Source organism: Phaeodactylibacter xiamenensis (genome assembly GCF_965229835.1).
GTDB lineage: Bacteria > Bacteroidota > Bacteroidia > Chitinophagales > Saprospiraceae > Phaeodactylibacter > Phaeodactylibacter xiamenensis.
This window is the reverse complement of record NZ_OZ245931.1, coordinates 6631503-6648085: the sequence shown is the minus strand read 5'-3', so window position 1 is coordinate 6648085 and position 16583 is coordinate 6631503. Positions and strand designations below refer to the sequence as shown.

The window sequence follows — 16583 nt, the reverse complement described above, 5'->3', positions numbered from 1 at the left end:
CAGACTGCCCACTAAAAGACTCCCCCACTGCAAGACTACAGACTGCCCACTAAAAGACTCCCCCCTACTTCAACCGAATCCCCCCATCCACCAGCTCAATCAACTGCTGCTTGTAAAGGCCTCCGATTGCTTTTTTAAAGGTTTTTTTACTCATTTGCAACTGCTCACGGATCAGCTCAGGGTCGCTCTTGTCATGTAAAGCCAGAAAGCCATTGGCGGTGCTGCGGAGCTTAGCCAGGATTTTTTCCGCATTAGGCTCCACCTTCGCATAACCTTCAGGCTGCAGGGTCAGGTCCAGTTTACCATCCGGGCGGACGGTTTTGACGAAGCCTTTCAGGCGTTCTCCCAGCTGCAAAGTGCGGAAGATATCGCTCTTGAAAATCAGCCCCTCGTGCGAGCCATTGACAGCGGCTTTGGCGCCCAAATCGGAAAAGCCGAGGATAAAGAGGTCTACCTCCTGACCTTCTTCCACCGTAAGGTTGTCCTGGGACAGGAAGCGGCGGAAGCGATTGGAGCCGACGAGGCGGTCGGTCTCTTCGTCTACATACACGTAGACCGGATAGTACTTGCCCGCCTCCATCCTAAGGTCCTGCTCGGAAAAGGGCACAAGCAGGTCTTTGTCCAGCCCCATGTCCATCCAGGCCCCGAGGGCAGAGATTTCCTTAACAAGCAGATTGGCATACTGATCACGCTGTACAAAGGGGCGCTGCGTGGTAGCGATGGGCCAGTCTTCAGAATCCGTATACACGAAAACCTCCACTTCCCCACCCTCCTGCAGGCCTTCCGGCACATACTTATTGGGCAGCAGGACATCATCGCCTTCTTCATTGTGAAGGACCATACCGTGGGGCGTGGCACGCACGGCTTTGAGATTTTGGAAGGTGCCAATTTCTATCATGATACAAAGTTAGGTGGTTCTCTGACAATTTCCGCGCCTTGACGGAAATGCTTTCGCGAAAAGCTACTCCATCTGGTCGTATTCCTTTTCACGAAAGCATTTCCCGCATAAATTGTCAGAGAAAGGAGTTAGGCTATCTTTGACGAAAAAAGAATGGACGGCAGAAAGCGATCAAATATCAAGCCCGGGCAGCTGGTGCGCATCGTGCAAAAGCAGGATCAACGAACCGGCGAACTGACAGAAGGCTATGTGGCGCGTATTCTTACTAAATCACCACAGCACCCGCATGGTATTAAGGTTAAACTAGAAACGGGCGAGGTGGGCCGGGTGAAGGAAATTTTGGAGGAGTGAGATTGGGTGTTCAGTGATTTTCCAAATGCTCCTTAAATTCTTCTAAAGATAATATTGTGACCTTTGGAAAGTCAATTTCCTTGAGCGCTCTGAAGTCCGAATCATTGGTAACGAGGCACTTAGCTATTGCACAATCTGTGAATTTATTATCATCAGGATCTCTAACTAACTGCCATCTGTAAAAAACCTCTACTTTTTCAACATTAGGAAGCTCCGTTATTGCCTGTAAGACCACTTGGGAAACTTCCGCTCCCATATGCCGTTCTATGACTTCTGCATATTCGGCCAAAATTTCAGTAGACACACAGAGTTTGAACTCCCTAGTTTTAAGTTTTTGGAAAACCCAATTATAGGGTGATCGCCTTGAAACGGCTACAAGTATGATATTCGTATCGACAACTACGCGCATCTTTCCTTATTCAGATCGATGAGGCGCCCGCATTTTAGTATTAATCATTCTTTCAGCATCTTCATCTGTCCAGCCTTTTGCTTCCCACACTTGATCTGCCATATCCATCGCTTTTTCTGCGAAATAATTGGCGATTAGTTGTTTGATATTTCTTAAACCTTCTTCCGGGACTTCCTGGGCAAAAAGTTTTACTAATTCTAGTTGGAGGTTTGTCAGCGGGGCACCTTCAGGGTTTAATGCTTTCATATTCTATCCTAATTTAAGTGATTTTTGAGTTAAACTCTTATTCGCTCCATATCGTTCCCTCAGCGCACCAGGTTCAGCTCTCCGGAAAAAGTCTCCCGGGTGAAGGCGGTTTCCAGTTGTACCACGTAGACGTACACGCCAATCGGTGCGGCCTTGCCGTTGATCTGCCCGTCCCACTCCAGGTTGCTATCGGAAGACTCAAAAACCAGATTGCCCCAGCGGTCGAATATTTGCAGGGTGTATGTGGCGTTGGGGCAAACCACAAACGGGAAGAAGGTATCGTTGCGCCCATCGGCATTGGGAGAGAAGGCATTGGGCAAATAAGGCGTGCAAATGTATTCCGGCTGTATCGTGTAAATGGAGGCGCACCCAAGTGAGTCTGTCACATTCAGCTCTACAACTGCGGGGTAACTCCCCACTTCCAGCACAGCAGACATACAATTGCTGCAGCTTAAGGCTTCAGCGGGGCTCCAGGTGTAGCTGTAGGACGGATCGCCTGCTACTTCGAAGGCATAGCTGCTGCCTTGCTGAATAGTCACCACCGTATCAATACCTACTACCGGTGCGGGCAGCTCGGGCAGCTCCACAAATATAATGGAATCGCAGCCGTACTGATTGGTAAGCACGACCTGTGTGGAGGTCCCTGCCGGAAATGACATACCGCCCACCATAAACGTCTCACCCTCACATACGGGCGATTCGATGTAAGTAGTACTAACAGGCCTAAAAGATAGGTTGACCGTGACGATGGAATCACAACCGTCAACGCTTTGCAGTACCTCTTCTCCCGATGGATTGAGCTCATTGTAATTGGTATTCCCGACCGTAATATTGAAGCCACTATTCTGACAGGCTTCCAGGGACAGGGTGTCGGTAAGGAATGGGACAAAATTGAGATCAATAGTGACAATAGAATCACAGCCATCAGCAGTGATCATGGCCTCCTGCCCATCGGGATTGGCTTCGTTGTAGGTGGTTCCGTTGACCGTTATGCTGTAGCCGCTGTCCTCGCAGACTTCCTGTTGAATGTTTGTACTGAGGAACTCGACGAAGTTGATGTTCACATTGACCAGGGAGTCACAGCCTGAAGCATTTTGCAGCAGTACGCTGCCAGACGGGCGGTCCACATCAAAGACTTCCCCATCCACCTCAATACTGTAGCCAGACTCGAAACAAGTAGTCCTGCCCAGGTTAATGGTATCCTGAGGAAGCCAGGTGATTTGCGTAAGCACGATGGAGTCACAGCCATTCGCAGCGGTCAGGGTATCCAGGTATTCGCCCGGCGCGTTCGCAACCCCACCATCCGGAAGCGCGACCGGTTCCCCTTCACAAACCGTAAACGCCTGATCTAAAGTGGAAATTCCTTCGGCAATCCGACAGCCCAATGCAAAGATATTGGCCGCCAGAATGTCGTTGTTGTTGACAATGCTGTTGCCCAGGGATATCTCTCCCGCCCCATTGGAGCACAGAATGCCCACGTCACCCAGGATGATGTCGTTCGTGGCTTCGTCCAGAGCGACCGTAGGTGCGCCGGTCACATCATTGGCGAGGATTTCGAAACCCGTCGTCGGCAAACCGGTAAAAACGCCCTGATAAGAGCCCCCCTGATTGAAAAAACTAAGGCTCCCAAAGGGCCCGTCGAAGATGGAAGAGACGGAGGTTTCCTCCTCGGGGGTATTGGGGTTGATGTTCTGATTGGCCGTGATATAGCCCCATGGGCGGGCTTCGGCCTGAGTGACGATCACCAGGTTGCTTTCACAGGCCAGAGACCAGTCCCTGATATTATTGAGCGTCTGTGTGGGTACAGCGGACTCTGTAAGATCAGGCTGCCCAAAAACATCCAGGGTGAGAAACTGCCCCACGAAGATCATATCACAGCCGCAATCGTTGATCGCCTGTACACTGCTAAGGTCTGCCGGGGTGGCACGTTTCAGCTCCAGGTCACAGGAAATGCCATTCTCACCGAATAAAGCCGGGTTTTGCAGCTTGGCCACCAGCCCACCTTCAAAGAAATCCCCATCAAAGGTGTATTCACAGTTGGCACCAAAGGCACCACAGTAGTCTTGTTTGGACAGGTAACATACCGTAATGACTTCTTCTTCCTGACAGCCACAGTCGTCTTGCGCAAAACCGTTAACAGCAGAGAGCAGTGCCAGAAGCAAGGTGGCCCCAAAAAGTAATCTTCTCATGAGTCAGGGGTGATTTCTCAGCAAGTTAAGTAAAATCCTTTTTCCTGCCTAGAGCCGCTATTCCTACTCTGCCACTTTGCTATTAACGGACATCTTATTCCGTTTCGCCCCAGCGATAACTCTGCAAATCAAGCCCGGCAAGGTCTAGTACGCGATCTGTAACAGTCGCAGCCATTTCCTCAAAATTTTGGGGACGGCTGTAGAAGGATGGGCTCGCCGGGCAGATAATGCCGCCGGCTTCCGTCACTGCTTTCATATTATTAAGGTGTATGAGGCTGTAGGGCGTATCCCGGGGTACCAGGATGAGGCGGCGGCGTTCTTTCAGCGCAACATCGGCAGCACGTGTGGTGAGGTCGGTCGACACCCCAGTGGCGATGCGCCCCAGCAGGCCCATAGAGCAGGGGCAAATGATCACCGTACCGTAGCGGGCAGAACCGGACGCAAAAGGCGCCATAAAATCCCGCTTATCGTAAAAGGTGAAGGGGTAGCTTTCGTAGCTTTTGTCCCCCAGCTCGTATTCCCAGTTGAACTTGGCGTTATCGCTCATCACAATGCCTACTGCTTCCAGCTGATCCTGCACCTGAACCAGGCGGTCCAGCAGTACTTTGGCGTAAATACTCCCGCTTGAGCCACCGATGCCGATTGCAATTTTGTGCTTCATAATTGTAGGTTAGTTGAGGAGTAAAGGATCAAAGCCTACGGATTGTTGCGAGTATTGTAGCGGCTGGCTGTTTTTTGACATAGCGGGGGCGCTTCCGCTATCTTTCCTGATGCTGGAGCGAGTATTTTCGGCTACGTTATGGCCCACCAAACCAAACAGAGGGCAGCCCAACCCTTACAAGTGCAAACCAGCTTGCCGTTTTTTGGGGGCCTGCCCTTGCTTGACAGCAGGAGCCGCTATGCTACGGGGCTCGCTGCCCGCTCCATCCTAAAACTACGGGCTTACCAGGTTGATACTGATATTGGCATAAAAGGGATTGGTGAGGGAGTTGAGCATAGCATACTCCTGATTACCGAAAAAGCCCCGGAAAAATTCATCTCCTCCCGGTAAAGTATCTGCGTTATAGCTCCAGTTAATGCGGTATCCTGCCTGGGCTTGCAGCCATACAAAGCCAGTAAGCTGCCGTTGCCACATCGCCCGCCAGCGCATTTCGCCCCGGCGGATTTCCAGGCTTTGATTGTTCAGCGTTTCAGAAACCCCGTTGATGCTGTAGCTCTGGCCTTCTAACTCAAAGCCAGCAAACAGCATATTGCGCGGGCTTAAGCTGTAGCGCACGTGTGCCCGGGCTGGCAGCAGGCATTCTACCCCCCAGGGGCTGTCTTTTGCGGTCCAATTGAGCAGGACTACCGGGATATAGTTCATCTCTCCCACCCGATAGGTACGGGACAAGCCTACCGCCCACTGGAAATAGTCGCTTTTCCGCCATCCGAACAGAGCCGCGGCGGAGTAACGCAGGTAGTCCAGGGACTGCATATTATCGAAGGTGTAGTCTCCGCTCAGATCAGCACTTCCCTGAAAAAGGAGGAAGCGGGTTTCGTCAAGTGGCTTGAAAACGGTGGTATTTAGCCCGGCAGTGCGCAGGCCGTTCTGATTGATGGAGCGGGCCACTTCATTGCTGATTTGGTCATCAGGCTCATCAAATTGGTACCGCATATCCCATATGTTGGCTCCTAGTTGGACCACCAGGCTATTGCGCGAATAGACCGGAATATTGGCGACCAGCCGCACGCCCTGCGTGGAATTGATCTGATAGGTCTCCTGAGGCACATCTGCTCCATCTTCAAAGCTACCAATTGCAGAAAAACTGGCATCATAGGACCCTTGAAAGTCATAACCCAGGGAAATCAGCTGCTGAGGGCTAATCCCGATAATTTTGGAGGAGCAATAGGTTTTCACTTCTACATCTCCGAAGTCAAAATCATCAAATTCACCGAAATCCAGGTCATTTTCCTGCGCCGTGCTGTCAGGCGTCTGAGCAAAGAGCCATCCGCATGACATCCACGCGAATAGCAACAACAAGATACGATAAGACATTGCGGTAGTGCTTTTTATAGCGTTGGAATTTCAATCAAGTGCAAAAAATATGCAGGAAACGGAGGGCTCCCTGCATATTGTGACGGGTTATTTGACCCGGGTCCATACATCTGTACGGCCCAGCGCCTTGACGCCAATGTACCCCCGGATATCCAAGCTACCATCTTTTTTCATTTTAATGGTACAGCTGTAGAGGCTACCGCTTAGCGGGTCGTAAATCGTTCCTTCGGTCCATTCATCGTCGCCAGCGTAAACGAAGTCTTTGAGCATCCGATAACCCAGGAGTGGCGTATCCCGCAAAGACTCGTCCGGATTATTCTTATCCAGTTTGGGCTTTCCTGTTTCCGGATCATTGGGCTCTTTGAGCTTAACGATGCGGCCGTAGTATTTGCCTGCAATGTTCTGAACTTTCACCAGTGCGCGGCCATTACTGGGCGCCCAAACGCCAATGAGTCGGTCCGCTTCCTTTTGGTCTGCTTTTTTGTCTTGCCCGAAAGCAACCCCCACAGTAAGTATAGCGAGAGAGAAGGTAAGAAATATCGATTTCATCATGATTTTAATTGGTTAAAAGTGGTAATTGGGTGAAAAAATGCGTCATCATACCAACGGGAAACTCCTTTATTTGGTATGGGTTACATCAAACATAAAATCTCCTGAAAAGGTTATTGTGGTGTCCATCATGTCAACGGGAATATTGGCATCAATGACCCACACACATTCCCCGGAGGACAGCAATTCTGATAAGTCCGCTTCATTGGAGACCTGCAGGGTAAGGCTTGACTGGCCCTTGGGCACGGGGTTCAACACTCCCACCTGAATCATGTCGCTGGAACTGGTTACCAATTGCAACACGACATCCGAAAAGGCATCAAAGTTTTGCCCCTCCGGCGCTTTCAATACGGCGGAAGCAAGCGTTGCACTCGTTAGCTCCCCCTCCGCATTCATGGCAGGCGTAAAAGAGGCCTGTGCGGTATTAGGCCCTTGAAAAAGCGGCCCTTCCATGACAAAGGACTGGTCATTCACCGGATACGTGGAGGCCGTTTCCTGCCCACAGGAAGAAAGGAGCACCATGCCAACGACGCCTAATAAGTACGCTGTTCGGAAGAAGATAGAAAGTTTCATATTCTATTTTAGTTCACTCGTATACCCGAGTAATGTTTAGCAATAATACCACGGATAAAAGTATTACTTTTCCTAATTATTTCACAACCGGGAGGTGCATATCCCCGGTAATTTTATTGAAAGCGCAGGACATTAGACTTGGAAAAATCAAGCATTGTCTGTAATTTTATTAGAGTTTATTAAGGTAGGTTTTGTATAGGGTATGGATGAGTATTTTTTGCCAGATCAAAGAACGCCCGGAACCTCGTAGCCTAAGCTACGAAGGTGAGGACGAGATGCAGAGCTGGTGAAAAAGACCATTCAGAGACATACAAAATTTGCGTTAATAAACTCTATTTAAAGATAATTTCCTGCACAAATTTTTTCAGTCAAAAGCGCTATAGCCTTCCTCACTCAGGAAAGCTTCCAATAGTCAGGTTTATTGCGAGAACGAAAACGGAGTTGCTTGTCGGGTGCATACACATGCTAATCATGGCTCTCTCTGCATTAGCGTGACGGATTTTCTAAAGGAAAAGAAATTCATGACGTATTGCAATCGTTATCATTAACTGTACAATGCCAGATCAGCAATGCCTTCACTGGCATTCTTTGCTTCATTGCGGAAGCGGTCCGGCAGGCAGTTGTGAATCTATTTGGATAAAGCCGCTCGGGAGACCTTTCAGGAGCCCTGTGGCAGTTGTTTTAGTGTTGACCATAAAGCATTAGATTATGAGACAAGTGTTTTTGAAAGCAGCATTTCCTAGAATTACGATAGTCTTATGCTTTATGCTTCTAGCCAGCTCTTTAATCGAATCAAATACAGTTGGGAAGCACTTTGATAAAAGAGGTGATGGCTGCAACACGAACTATGAAAGTCAATTGAACCTAGTTCAGGAGGCTCCTTTCAAGCACATTCGAGTGGTTAACCCAACCGTCAATTATGATGCCAGCAGAGGAGGATGGCAATACAGAACCCTTCTTTTTTTAGAGGAATCCACAGAAAAAGTAGTCTCGACTGTATCTATAAAGTCTTTGGACCCTTTTGGCGTAATTATGAATGGCACTGTTCCGAGTGAAAAACTGAGGCCGCCTGAGTTTTATCAGATCAGTGATTCCTCAAGGATAGCATTGAGCGCGTATCTGCAAAATGCAGGTTGGGAAAGCGAAATTCCTGTGGATAGGGTTCAGCTCATAAGGTGGGAGCCTTTACTATACGATATAAGCACTATTACAGATTACATAGCCGTTGGTTTTCAACTGTACCTGATGGATAAACATAATGTGATTTTTGCGGAGATTGCAGAATATAAAGTCCTTGATCGAGAAGGCAATATCACTGCCGAGTTGCGAAGTGACTTAGGTGGTGCCCCTCCAATAGTTACTCAAGATGGAAAGTGGATGGCTGTGCGGTACGGTGAAGAATATGCGGATTATTCATTACCTACAGGATTAATTTTTTTCAATCTTGAAACAAAGCAAGCAGTCTATCAGGATACTATTACACCCAACAAAGGCTGGTGGGTTGGTTATTTCCCCATTCATGATTACATCGTCAGCGTTAACGACTATGGTAGCTCTTTCAATAATATGTACTCCATCTACAAACTTAATGAAGGGAAAAAGTATACAAGGCTATTTGATGAAACAGCAGGGGCCCCTGGGGCAGTAATTTTTGAAAATTATGATGAATCCGGGGTTTTTTATCCTGCACGAAGACATAGCAATGCAGACAATGCCGAGAAAAAGAGAGCTGACTTTGAGAGAGACTTTCATTCTGCCAATCTTAGACCCCACAAATAAAAGCCAACCCCATGAGATCAAAACATTTTTTAATAGCAGCCCTCCTCCTGTTTGGCATAGGCCTGGGGCTATCCTTTCAAAACACCTTTGAAAAGCCTTCACAAATTTTCACCGGAGGTAACAGTGACCTGAAGCCGGATAATAAACTTTTTAAAGACAATAAAGAGCCTTCAATAGTTACTTCTGACTCAATAACGAGTGATAACAAACCTCAAAAAGATCTCGATAGTATCCCCTTCAGATACTTGCCATGGTCAGCGCAATTAAAACAAAGCCGCCCCTATCATGAATATGGATCAGTAATATTAAAAAGATACGATCCTGAGCCAACTCACTACTCTACTGAAAATGCGGAGCAGGGGTACATGGTGATCGAAAACTATCCCGGGGTCCTGCATTATCGATATTTACCTTTTCAAGGCGAGCTGAAACGCCCTTACAACTGCTTCCGGCTGGAATTTTACAATCCGGCCTCCAAAACACTTATAAAAAGGGTCAATTTGATTGATTCTTCTCCTTACAATAACGACCGCTATCCTATTTTAGGATTTGGGTATCCAGCGGAGGAGGATTTCAATTGGGATGACTGGGCAGCTATCTATCCGGATGGGCAACAAGCATTTTATGAAAGGTTAAACCATAATGAAAAATGCTACCTGACAGTCAATAATGTGAATGCACTGCCGAATGGCTATACCGTCGTCGAACACCAGCTCATCGAAATGTCAAGAGCGGGAGGTCCTCTTGGATGGGAAGAAACACTAGCCATCTATGACAATCTGGGCAATCAAATCTCCACCTACACGACTAACCATGATATTGTAGCCACATGGGTTTCTGACGATGGTCGATTTCTTGCCTATGTATACGGTGGGCCAGATAGCAGTAATCCACAAGATTATAATAACGGAGGCATAGAGATTTATGATCTCAAAGAAGATAAACCCGTATACCAGAAGTCAAATAAAGAAGCGCAGGTTATGTTCAGTCGCATTGGCATGGACAAATTAAACCATTTGGACATCCCCGCTAGTAAATTGGTGTCCATCGGCACCCACTCACCCGACAGTGAAACTCATAAAGTTATTTTTCTGATTGACTTCAACAACCATAGTGTATACAAAACTAAAGTAGACAAGGCCCAATACCTGCCCCTGAGCACAAATCCTGCTGACAGCCTTTTAAAGCGGCTTCCCTTTACGCGGGAATCTTTCAGCCGTACAGATCTTGGCAATAGCACTTCGCCCCGTGACTTTTTTCGCACCGGCCCCTATATTCAGGAACCTAATAGAATGGGGGTGACGAAGCTTGAGTTTGTTGACGAACGCACCGGTGTTGTAGATAAAGAGGTTAATTTAGTTGAGATGAGCCCTTTTCTGGAAGTTCTCAATACAAAGGAGAAGCCAGAACACAGCAAAACCGGCTTAGTTACCAATCCTGTACAGAGACTTGACAAATCAGGCATTGCGTTCGTAAAAAATTTCGTCGAAGACACCACCGTTTTGTCTCGTATTGACAAGGGAATACTATTAGGTTTTTCAGGGGAAGAGATTTCTGCTGAACACCCAGGCGACCCTAAACGCAAAAACCGCAACACCGTTGCTACTTCTCACACACTTTACCTGATGGAATGTTTTACAGCTGATTGCCGAAGCTACGACGCCTTTTTGATACTTGCTGAACACAGGGTATTCAACAAAAATGGCGAAGTCATTGCTACATTTAGAACGAGTAAAGGCTCCAGTAGCGGCGCACCAGTGATTACCGGAAACGATCATTGGATGGCTGTACACTATGGTGGCGCATTAGGGCCAGATCTTTATTGGCCGGAAGGGTTATTAATTTATGATCTCAACCGGAAAAAACCTGCATTCCATACAAAATTCGATACCGAACTAGCGGGTCCTCTATTTCCCACTGAGGAATACTTCGTCTCCAAACGCAGGCGAAAGGATACTGTCAACATCGAAATATATCACCCAGAGCAAGAAAGCAAGTTCTTCAAATCATACTGCACAAAGCAGACCTATACTTCTGGCTCTTTAGAAGATTACAAGAAAGACGGTGTCCTTTTTTATCCTCAGAATCAACCTTACCTGCCCGGTGAAAATGGCGGGAAAAAACGCTTTACAGAGCATTTCAAAGCAACCCGCCTAAAAAAGCTTTAATCCATAAAAATCAAGCTATTTAACTCCTTATTTTCATAAAAATCATTCAGCATGAAATTCGTTCCAGTCCCAATTTATGTTCTTCTCCTTCTCGGAATAGCGCTACTATCCAGCTGCACAGAAGACGATCCGCCCCAACTCCCGGAATTCCCCAAGACTTACAGCCTCTCTGGTTATGAATCGGCTGACCGGGAGTATGTTTTGGTCACCGAACAGGGCTACACCCCTATCACTCCATCTGACTATTTTGTAAACTACGTAGATACCATGCGGGCAACAGACTGGCTGCTTTTTGTAGGAGACAATTTTTTCATTCAGGAAATTGTGTTGCAAAACGAGACAGAGGCACAACTCACTTTTATGGATGACCCGACAACCGGAGCCACCATGCTTGCCGATAGCTTGGAGTATGAAGTTGCCGGCCAGGAAATCACTTTTACCCGGGATGGATTTGTCATGGTTTTTGACTATAACAGCGGTGCTGACCGGATTGAAATTTGTGAGGTGACTTTCCACTTTGTGGAGGAGGAAGGCTTGAATGGGACTCCCTCCTACTTCACCGCAGGTGGTGAATTTTGCCGGACTTTCGACAGTGAAGACCTGACGACTGCGGGTATAGAACAAAATGTACTGAAAGCGGGGGATACGCTCTGTACGGTAGCCACTACTTTTTTCCTGGAGCCTTGACGTTCAAGCTTCGAGGCTATGCTTGGGACAGATCTGCTGTTGCCGATGTGCTCCGAACATAGCCTCAATCTCCACCCAACGGCATAAAGGCCCACTCCAACCGCCCTTCCTGATACCACAACTCCAAGATGTGGTCCGGGCCAAAGTCCGTCACATAGGCCGGGGCATACTCCCGGGAAACGCTGTTGTTGATGCCCGAGCCCAGCAGCCAGATGCCTTCCGGGGTTTGAAACTCGAATTGCTTGGCACGCATACCAAAATCCCCGCCAATGCACATGACCTCCACACCGCGCTGCTTCACCCGGACCAGTTCAGGGTACCAGGTGGCGGTGAGCTCCGAAAGGCTGTCGCAAGTCGTAAAAAACGGCGTAGGGTTCACATTGAAGGCCCGTAGCGTATCGCCACCCTGTGGCTCCACCATCAGATCACTGAACAGCGCGTGGTGGTGCAGAATCACCCAGTGCGTGGATTCGCTGATTGTATCCGCCACGTTTTGTACCATTTGCCACTGCGCCATTTTATCCGCACAGTTTTCCTGTGGCGGGGTGGAAGGGTAAGGCCAGAACAAATTGGTGTTGAGTACCGTCAGGCAGAAGCCATCCTCCCATACCGTATAATACGGTGGGGAAGGCAAGCGGCTTAGTACGTTTTCCCGTTCGCCATAGTCCCAGTCGTGATTGCCCAGTGCCCAGTGGGTGCGCTCCAGGTTGAATACGGAGTCAAGGTAGTCCATCGTCGCGGGGTCCTTGGCCGTACGGGCGCAAACGTCACCACCCAGCCAAACAGCCTCATAAGGCTCGTAGTCGAAAGCCTCCAGGCGGGGGTCCACCTGATCTTCTGTACCCCACTCATAGGGGTGCCCCAGAAACAGAAAGCGGCGGGGCTCTTTTTCCGTCTTACAACCCATGAGCAACACCCCGGCCATTAAGCTATAGAAAACAGCTATGCGAAAAAAAACCGTATCGACCACAGTAATTTCGTTCAACCTAACAATATGTTTACTTATACAAAAAACCTTCTTTTGACACTTGCCTGACCGAGGGATGACAAAAATCACCCCTAAGCTTTGACTAAGATCATCTTAGCCCCCTGCCACTGCCTCTATCTTGCACTCAAATTGAATTAGACACAAGATATGAAAATCATTATCCTCCTGATCATACTAAGCCTTATTGTGGCTTTAGGCTTCCTTTCGGCCTTCTTTTGGGCAGTCAGGGATGGCCAGTTTGATGACGACGTCAGCCCCGCCATGCGGATACTCTTTGACGACGACCAACCGGACAACAACAAAAATACTACAACAACAAAATCGTAACCTAAAATGGCGCAAGTAGAACAATTCCAGTACGATAATGCCATTGTGCGTAAGTTTGCTTACGCGACGATGGTGTTTGGTGCGGTAGGCATCCTGGTAGGGCTTTTGGCAGCCCTGCAGCTCGTCTTCCCGGCACTGAACTTCGCTACTGCAGAGACCACCTTTGGGCGTATCCGCCCCTTGCATACCAACGCGGCGATCTTCGCTTTCGTTGGTAATGGTATTTTCATGGGTGTGTACTATTCGTTGCAGCGACTGCTGAAAACGAATATGTACAGCAAATTCCTGAACGAGTTTCACTTCTGGGGCTGGCAGGCGATTATCCTCGCTGCGGCGATTACCCTACCTCTCGGCCTGACGAGCTCTCACGAGTACGCCGAGCTGGAGTGGCCGATTGACCTTGCTATTGCAGCAGTATGGGTCGCCTTTGGTGTGAACATGTTCGGGACCATTCTAAAACGCCGGGAAAACCACCTGTACGTAGCCATCTGGTTTTACATCGCTACCTGGGTAACCGTAACGGTACTTCACATCGGCAACAACCTGGAAATCCCGGTGAGCATGTGGAAAAGCTACCCGGTATTCGCTGGTGTACAGGACGCCCTGATTCAGTGGTGGTATGGCCACAATGCGGTGGCTTTCTTCCTGACCACGCCTTACCTGGGCCTCATGTACTACTTCCTGCCTAAGGCAGCGAACCGCCCGGTTTACTCTTATCAGCTGTCGATCATCCACTTCTGGGCACTGATCTTCATCTACATCTGGGCAGGCCCTCACCACTTGCTGTACACGTCTTTGCCTGACTGGGCACAGTCGCTGGGTACGGTATTCTCCATTATGCTGATCGCGCCATCCTGGGGTGGTATGCTCAACGGCCTGCTGACCCTGCGGGGGGCATGGGACCGCGTTCGTCAGGACCCCATCCTGAAGTTCATGGTGGTTGCTGTTACCGCTTACGGTATGGCGACTTTTGAAGGCCCGATGCTTTCCATCAAATCTGTGAATGCAATCAGCCACTTTACCGACTGGACCGTAGGCCACGTACACATTGGCACACTGGGCTGGAACGGCTTCCTGACCTTCGGTGTACTCTACTGGCTGATCCCAAGAATATTCCAAACGCAGCTGTATTCTCAGAAACTGGCCAATGCGCACTTCTGGATCGGCACGCTGGGTATCATGTTCTACTCTATCCCATTGTACTGGGCAGGTTGGACACAGTCTCTGATGTGGAAGCAGTTTACTCCTGATGGCTTCCTGCAGTACGGCAACTTCCTGGAAACTGTTACGCAGATTATCCCTATGTACGCCCTGCGCGCCGTAGGTGGTGCATTATATGTAGGCGGTTACTTTGTGATGCTTTACAACCTGGTGAAGACGATCAAGTCGGGTACTTTCCAGGCTTACGAAGCGGCTGAGGCGCCTGCACGGGTTGCTACTGCCGGTGCCCACAAGGGCGAACACTGGCACCGCTGGATCGAGCGCCGCCCGGTACAATTGCTGATCGGCTCTACGATTGCGATTCTGATCGGCGGTATGGTGGAAATTTTCCCGATGGTCATGATTGGCGATCAGGTACCTAAGATTGAATCCGTGAAGCCTTATACTGCGCTGGAACTGCAAGGCCGTGACCTTTACATCCGTGAAGGCTGTATCAGCTGCCACACTCAAATGGTGCGCCCATTCCGCTCAGAGACCGAACGCTACGGCGAATACTCCAAGTCTGGCGAGTTCATTTACGACCGTCCATTCCTCTGGGGCTCCAAGCGTACCGGTCCGGATTTGCACCGCCTGGGCAACAAATACCCAGACAGCTGGCACTACAACCATATGCTTGATCCAACAAGTATGTCACCAGGCTCCATCATGCCGGTTTATCCATGGCTGATCGAGGACGACCTGGACAACAGCCTGCTGCCTGCAAAAATTGCCGTGCTGCGCACACTTGGCACACCTTACGAAGAAGGGTATGAAGAAGAAGCCATTGCAGATGCTGAGAAGCAAGCTGCCGAGGTGGCTGCCCGCCTGCGTAAGGACGGCATTGAAGGCGACAATCTGGAGCAAAAAGAGATCATTGCCCTGATCGCTTACCTGCAGCGCCTTGGTACAGACATCAAGCCTGCGCCACAAGCCGGCAACTAAAATTAAAGAACTGGTGGCGGGCCTGCTCAACGGCAGGCCTGCCCCCTTCAAATAAAAATCACCATGTTTAAATACATTCTCGAAGGTGCGGGCAACATCAACTGGATGGCGATCGCGTCCCTGTTGACCTTCATGGCAGTATTCTTAGTCAGTGCGGTAATGGCTTTCCGCAGCCAACCTGCATTTATTGATAAGATGGCGAATATGCCACTTGATGACTCCACCCCATCTTTTAACGCTGAAAATGATCGACATGAAAAATAAAACACTTAAGGCGCTGCCCCTGATGTTGCCGCTGCTCCTGCTTACTGTCGCAGCACAGGCACAGGAAGCCGCAGATGGAGGCGCGAACCCTTACTTCTACGACAACTTCCTGTTCTGGTCTCTGGCGGCTCTGGCCGGCACAGTGATTGTGGCAGCGATCGTTGCGCTTTTCCACCTCCTCAATGTGATGGTGAAGGTCAATCAGATCCGCATATTCCAGGAGATGGGGCTGGAAGCTTACGAAAAAGAAGTGCAGAAAGCCAAAGAGCCTTTCTGGGACCGCATGTACAAGCGGTGGACCGATGCCGTGCCCGTGGAGAAAGAGCAGGACGTTATGCTCGACCACGATTACGATGGTATCAAGGAGCTGGACAACAGCCTGCCACCCTGGTGGGTCGCTATGTTCTACATTACTATCGCCTTTGCGGTGGTCTATATGACTTACTACCACTTCACTGATGCCGGCGCCGGCTCAGCTGAAGAGTATGAGATGGAAATGGAGCGTGCCGAGAAGGCGGTTCAGGCTTTCCGTGCCACTCAGGCTAATCTGGTTGATGAAACCAATGTAACAATGCTGACCGATGCGGCAGGGCTTGAGACAGGCCAGAATATTTTCAATGCCAACTGTGCAGCCTGCCACGGTATGCTGGGCGAAGGCGGTGTCGGGCCGAATATGACTGACAATTACTGGATCCACGGTGGCGACATCAAGGACATCTTCAAGACCGTCAAGTACGGTGTCCCTGAAAAAGGCATGATTTCCTGGAAGTCCCAGCTGAGCGCAGCGGATATGCACAAGGTATCCAGCTACATACTGACTCTTGTTGGTACCAACCCACCCAATGCCAAGGAGCCACAGGGCGACCTGTACGAGCCTCAGGCGGATGCGGTGGAACAACCCGCTGCAGATTCCACCAGCACTGCTGCTGAGCAAGAAGATGCCCTGGGCATGAACAAATAGATTATTAAAAGGAGCTC

General features: G+C 49.3%; 17 protein-coding genes. 8 read left to right on the top strand and 9 right to left on the bottom strand.

Translation table 11 applies throughout. The features are described from left to right. Window positions 1-64 precede the first annotated feature (64 nt). Window positions 65-898 (bottom strand): CvfB family protein, encoded by an 834-nt coding sequence (locus ACO08I_RS25635; protein WP_282774510.1) that lies wholly within the window; start codon window positions 896-898, stop codon window positions 65-67. Between the two features lie 153 nt (window positions 899-1051). Here ACO08I_RS25635 and ACO08I_RS25630 point away from each other — a divergent pair, with 153 nt between their 5' ends. Further along, on the top strand, window positions 1052-1249 hold the full coding sequence (locus tag ACO08I_RS25630) for a YwbE family protein (RefSeq protein ID WP_293565206.1): 198 nt from the start codon (window positions 1052-1054) through the stop codon (window positions 1247-1249). A 10-nt stretch (window positions 1250-1259) separates the two neighbouring features. Here ACO08I_RS25630 and ACO08I_RS25625 read toward each other — a convergent pair whose 3' ends face one another. The 7 genes from ACO08I_RS25625 to ACO08I_RS25595 all read right to left on the bottom strand — a co-directional run bounded on the left by ACO08I_RS25625 (window position 1260) and on the right by ACO08I_RS25595 (window position 7250). Further along, window positions 1260-1658, bottom strand: coding sequence for a putative toxin-antitoxin system toxin component, PIN family (locus ACO08I_RS25625; protein WP_421947525.1), 399 nt, complete (start codon window positions 1656-1658; stop codon window positions 1260-1262). A gap of 6 nt (window positions 1659-1664) precedes the next feature. Then, a complete protein-coding gene (locus tag ACO08I_RS25620) occupies window positions 1665-1904 on the bottom strand; it encodes a hypothetical protein (RefSeq protein ID WP_421947524.1) in 240 nt (79 codons plus the stop codon). A gap of 59 nt (window positions 1905-1963) precedes the next feature. Further along, window positions 1964-4093 (bottom strand): gliding motility-associated C-terminal domain-containing protein, encoded by a 2130-nt coding sequence (locus ACO08I_RS25615; protein WP_421947523.1) that lies wholly within the window; start codon window positions 4091-4093, stop codon window positions 1964-1966. Between the two features lie 94 nt (window positions 4094-4187). Beyond that, window positions 4188-4754, bottom strand: a complete 567-nt coding sequence (locus tag ACO08I_RS25610; protein ID WP_421947522.1) for a UbiX family flavin prenyltransferase — start codon at window positions 4752-4754, stop codon at window positions 4188-4190. A 273-nt stretch (window positions 4755-5027) separates the two neighbouring features. Next, window positions 5028-6128 (bottom strand): DUF6268 family outer membrane beta-barrel protein, encoded by a 1101-nt coding sequence (locus ACO08I_RS25605; protein ID WP_421947521.1) that lies wholly within the window; start codon window positions 6126-6128, stop codon window positions 5028-5030. An 87-nt stretch (window positions 6129-6215) separates the two neighbouring features. Beyond that, window positions 6216-6680, bottom strand: coding sequence for a DUF2147 domain-containing protein (locus ACO08I_RS25600; protein WP_202965258.1), 465 nt, complete (start codon window positions 6678-6680; stop codon window positions 6216-6218). A 66-nt stretch (window positions 6681-6746) separates the two neighbouring features. After that, window positions 6747-7250: a hypothetical protein gene (locus ACO08I_RS25595; RefSeq protein ID WP_421947520.1), complete on the bottom strand. Its 504-nt coding sequence runs from the start codon at window positions 7248-7250 to the stop codon at window positions 6747-6749. A gap of 708 nt (window positions 7251-7958) precedes the next feature. Between ACO08I_RS25595 and ACO08I_RS25590 the strand changes: the two genes are divergently transcribed. From ACO08I_RS25590 to ACO08I_RS25580, 3 genes are read left to right on the top strand one after another with little or no spacing between them, the layout of a single operon-like run. Beyond that, entirely contained in the window at window positions 7959-9029 is a 1071-nt protein-coding gene (locus tag ACO08I_RS25590) for a hypothetical protein (RefSeq protein WP_421947519.1), read from the top strand. A gap of 11 nt (window positions 9030-9040) precedes the next feature. Further along, window positions 9041-11197, top strand: coding sequence for a hypothetical protein (locus ACO08I_RS25585; RefSeq protein WP_421947518.1), 2157 nt, complete (start codon window positions 9041-9043; stop codon window positions 11195-11197). A 51-nt stretch (window positions 11198-11248) separates the two neighbouring features. Further along, complete coding sequence (locus ACO08I_RS25580) at window positions 11249-11884, top strand: hypothetical protein (protein ID WP_421947517.1); 636 nt, start codon at window positions 11249-11251, stop codon at window positions 11882-11884. Between the two features lie 64 nt (window positions 11885-11948). Here ACO08I_RS25580 and ACO08I_RS25575 read toward each other — a convergent pair whose 3' ends face one another. After that, window positions 11949-12869 carry a metallophosphoesterase gene (locus tag ACO08I_RS25575; protein ID WP_421947516.1) on the bottom strand — a complete coding sequence of 307 codons (921 nt, stop codon included), beginning with the start codon at window positions 12867-12869 and terminating at the stop codon, window positions 11949-11951. A gap of 150 nt (window positions 12870-13019) precedes the next feature. Between ACO08I_RS25575 and ccoS the strand changes: the two genes are divergently transcribed. From ccoS to ACO08I_RS25555, 4 genes are all read left to right on the top strand, one after another. After that, complete coding sequence (gene ccoS, locus ACO08I_RS25570; RefSeq protein WP_282783941.1) at window positions 13020-13199, top strand: cbb3-type cytochrome oxidase assembly protein CcoS; 180 nt, start codon at window positions 13020-13022, stop codon at window positions 13197-13199. A 6-nt stretch (window positions 13200-13205) separates the two neighbouring features. Beyond that, a complete protein-coding gene (gene ccoN / locus ACO08I_RS25565; RefSeq protein WP_282783939.1) occupies window positions 13206-15341 on the top strand; it encodes a cytochrome-c oxidase, cbb3-type subunit I in 2136 nt (711 codons plus the stop codon). Between the two features lie 63 nt (window positions 15342-15404). Further along, on the top strand, window positions 15405-15605 hold the full coding sequence (locus ACO08I_RS25560) for a hypothetical protein (RefSeq protein ID WP_282783937.1): 201 nt from the start codon (window positions 15405-15407) through the stop codon (window positions 15603-15605). Next, on the top strand, window positions 15595-16566 hold the full coding sequence (locus tag ACO08I_RS25555) for a cbb3-type cytochrome c oxidase N-terminal domain-containing protein (RefSeq protein ID WP_282783935.1): 972 nt from the start codon (window positions 15595-15597) through the stop codon (window positions 16564-16566). Before ACO08I_RS25560 ends, ACO08I_RS25555 begins: the two co-directional genes overlap by 11 nt. Window positions 16567-16583: the final 17 nt, after the last annotated feature.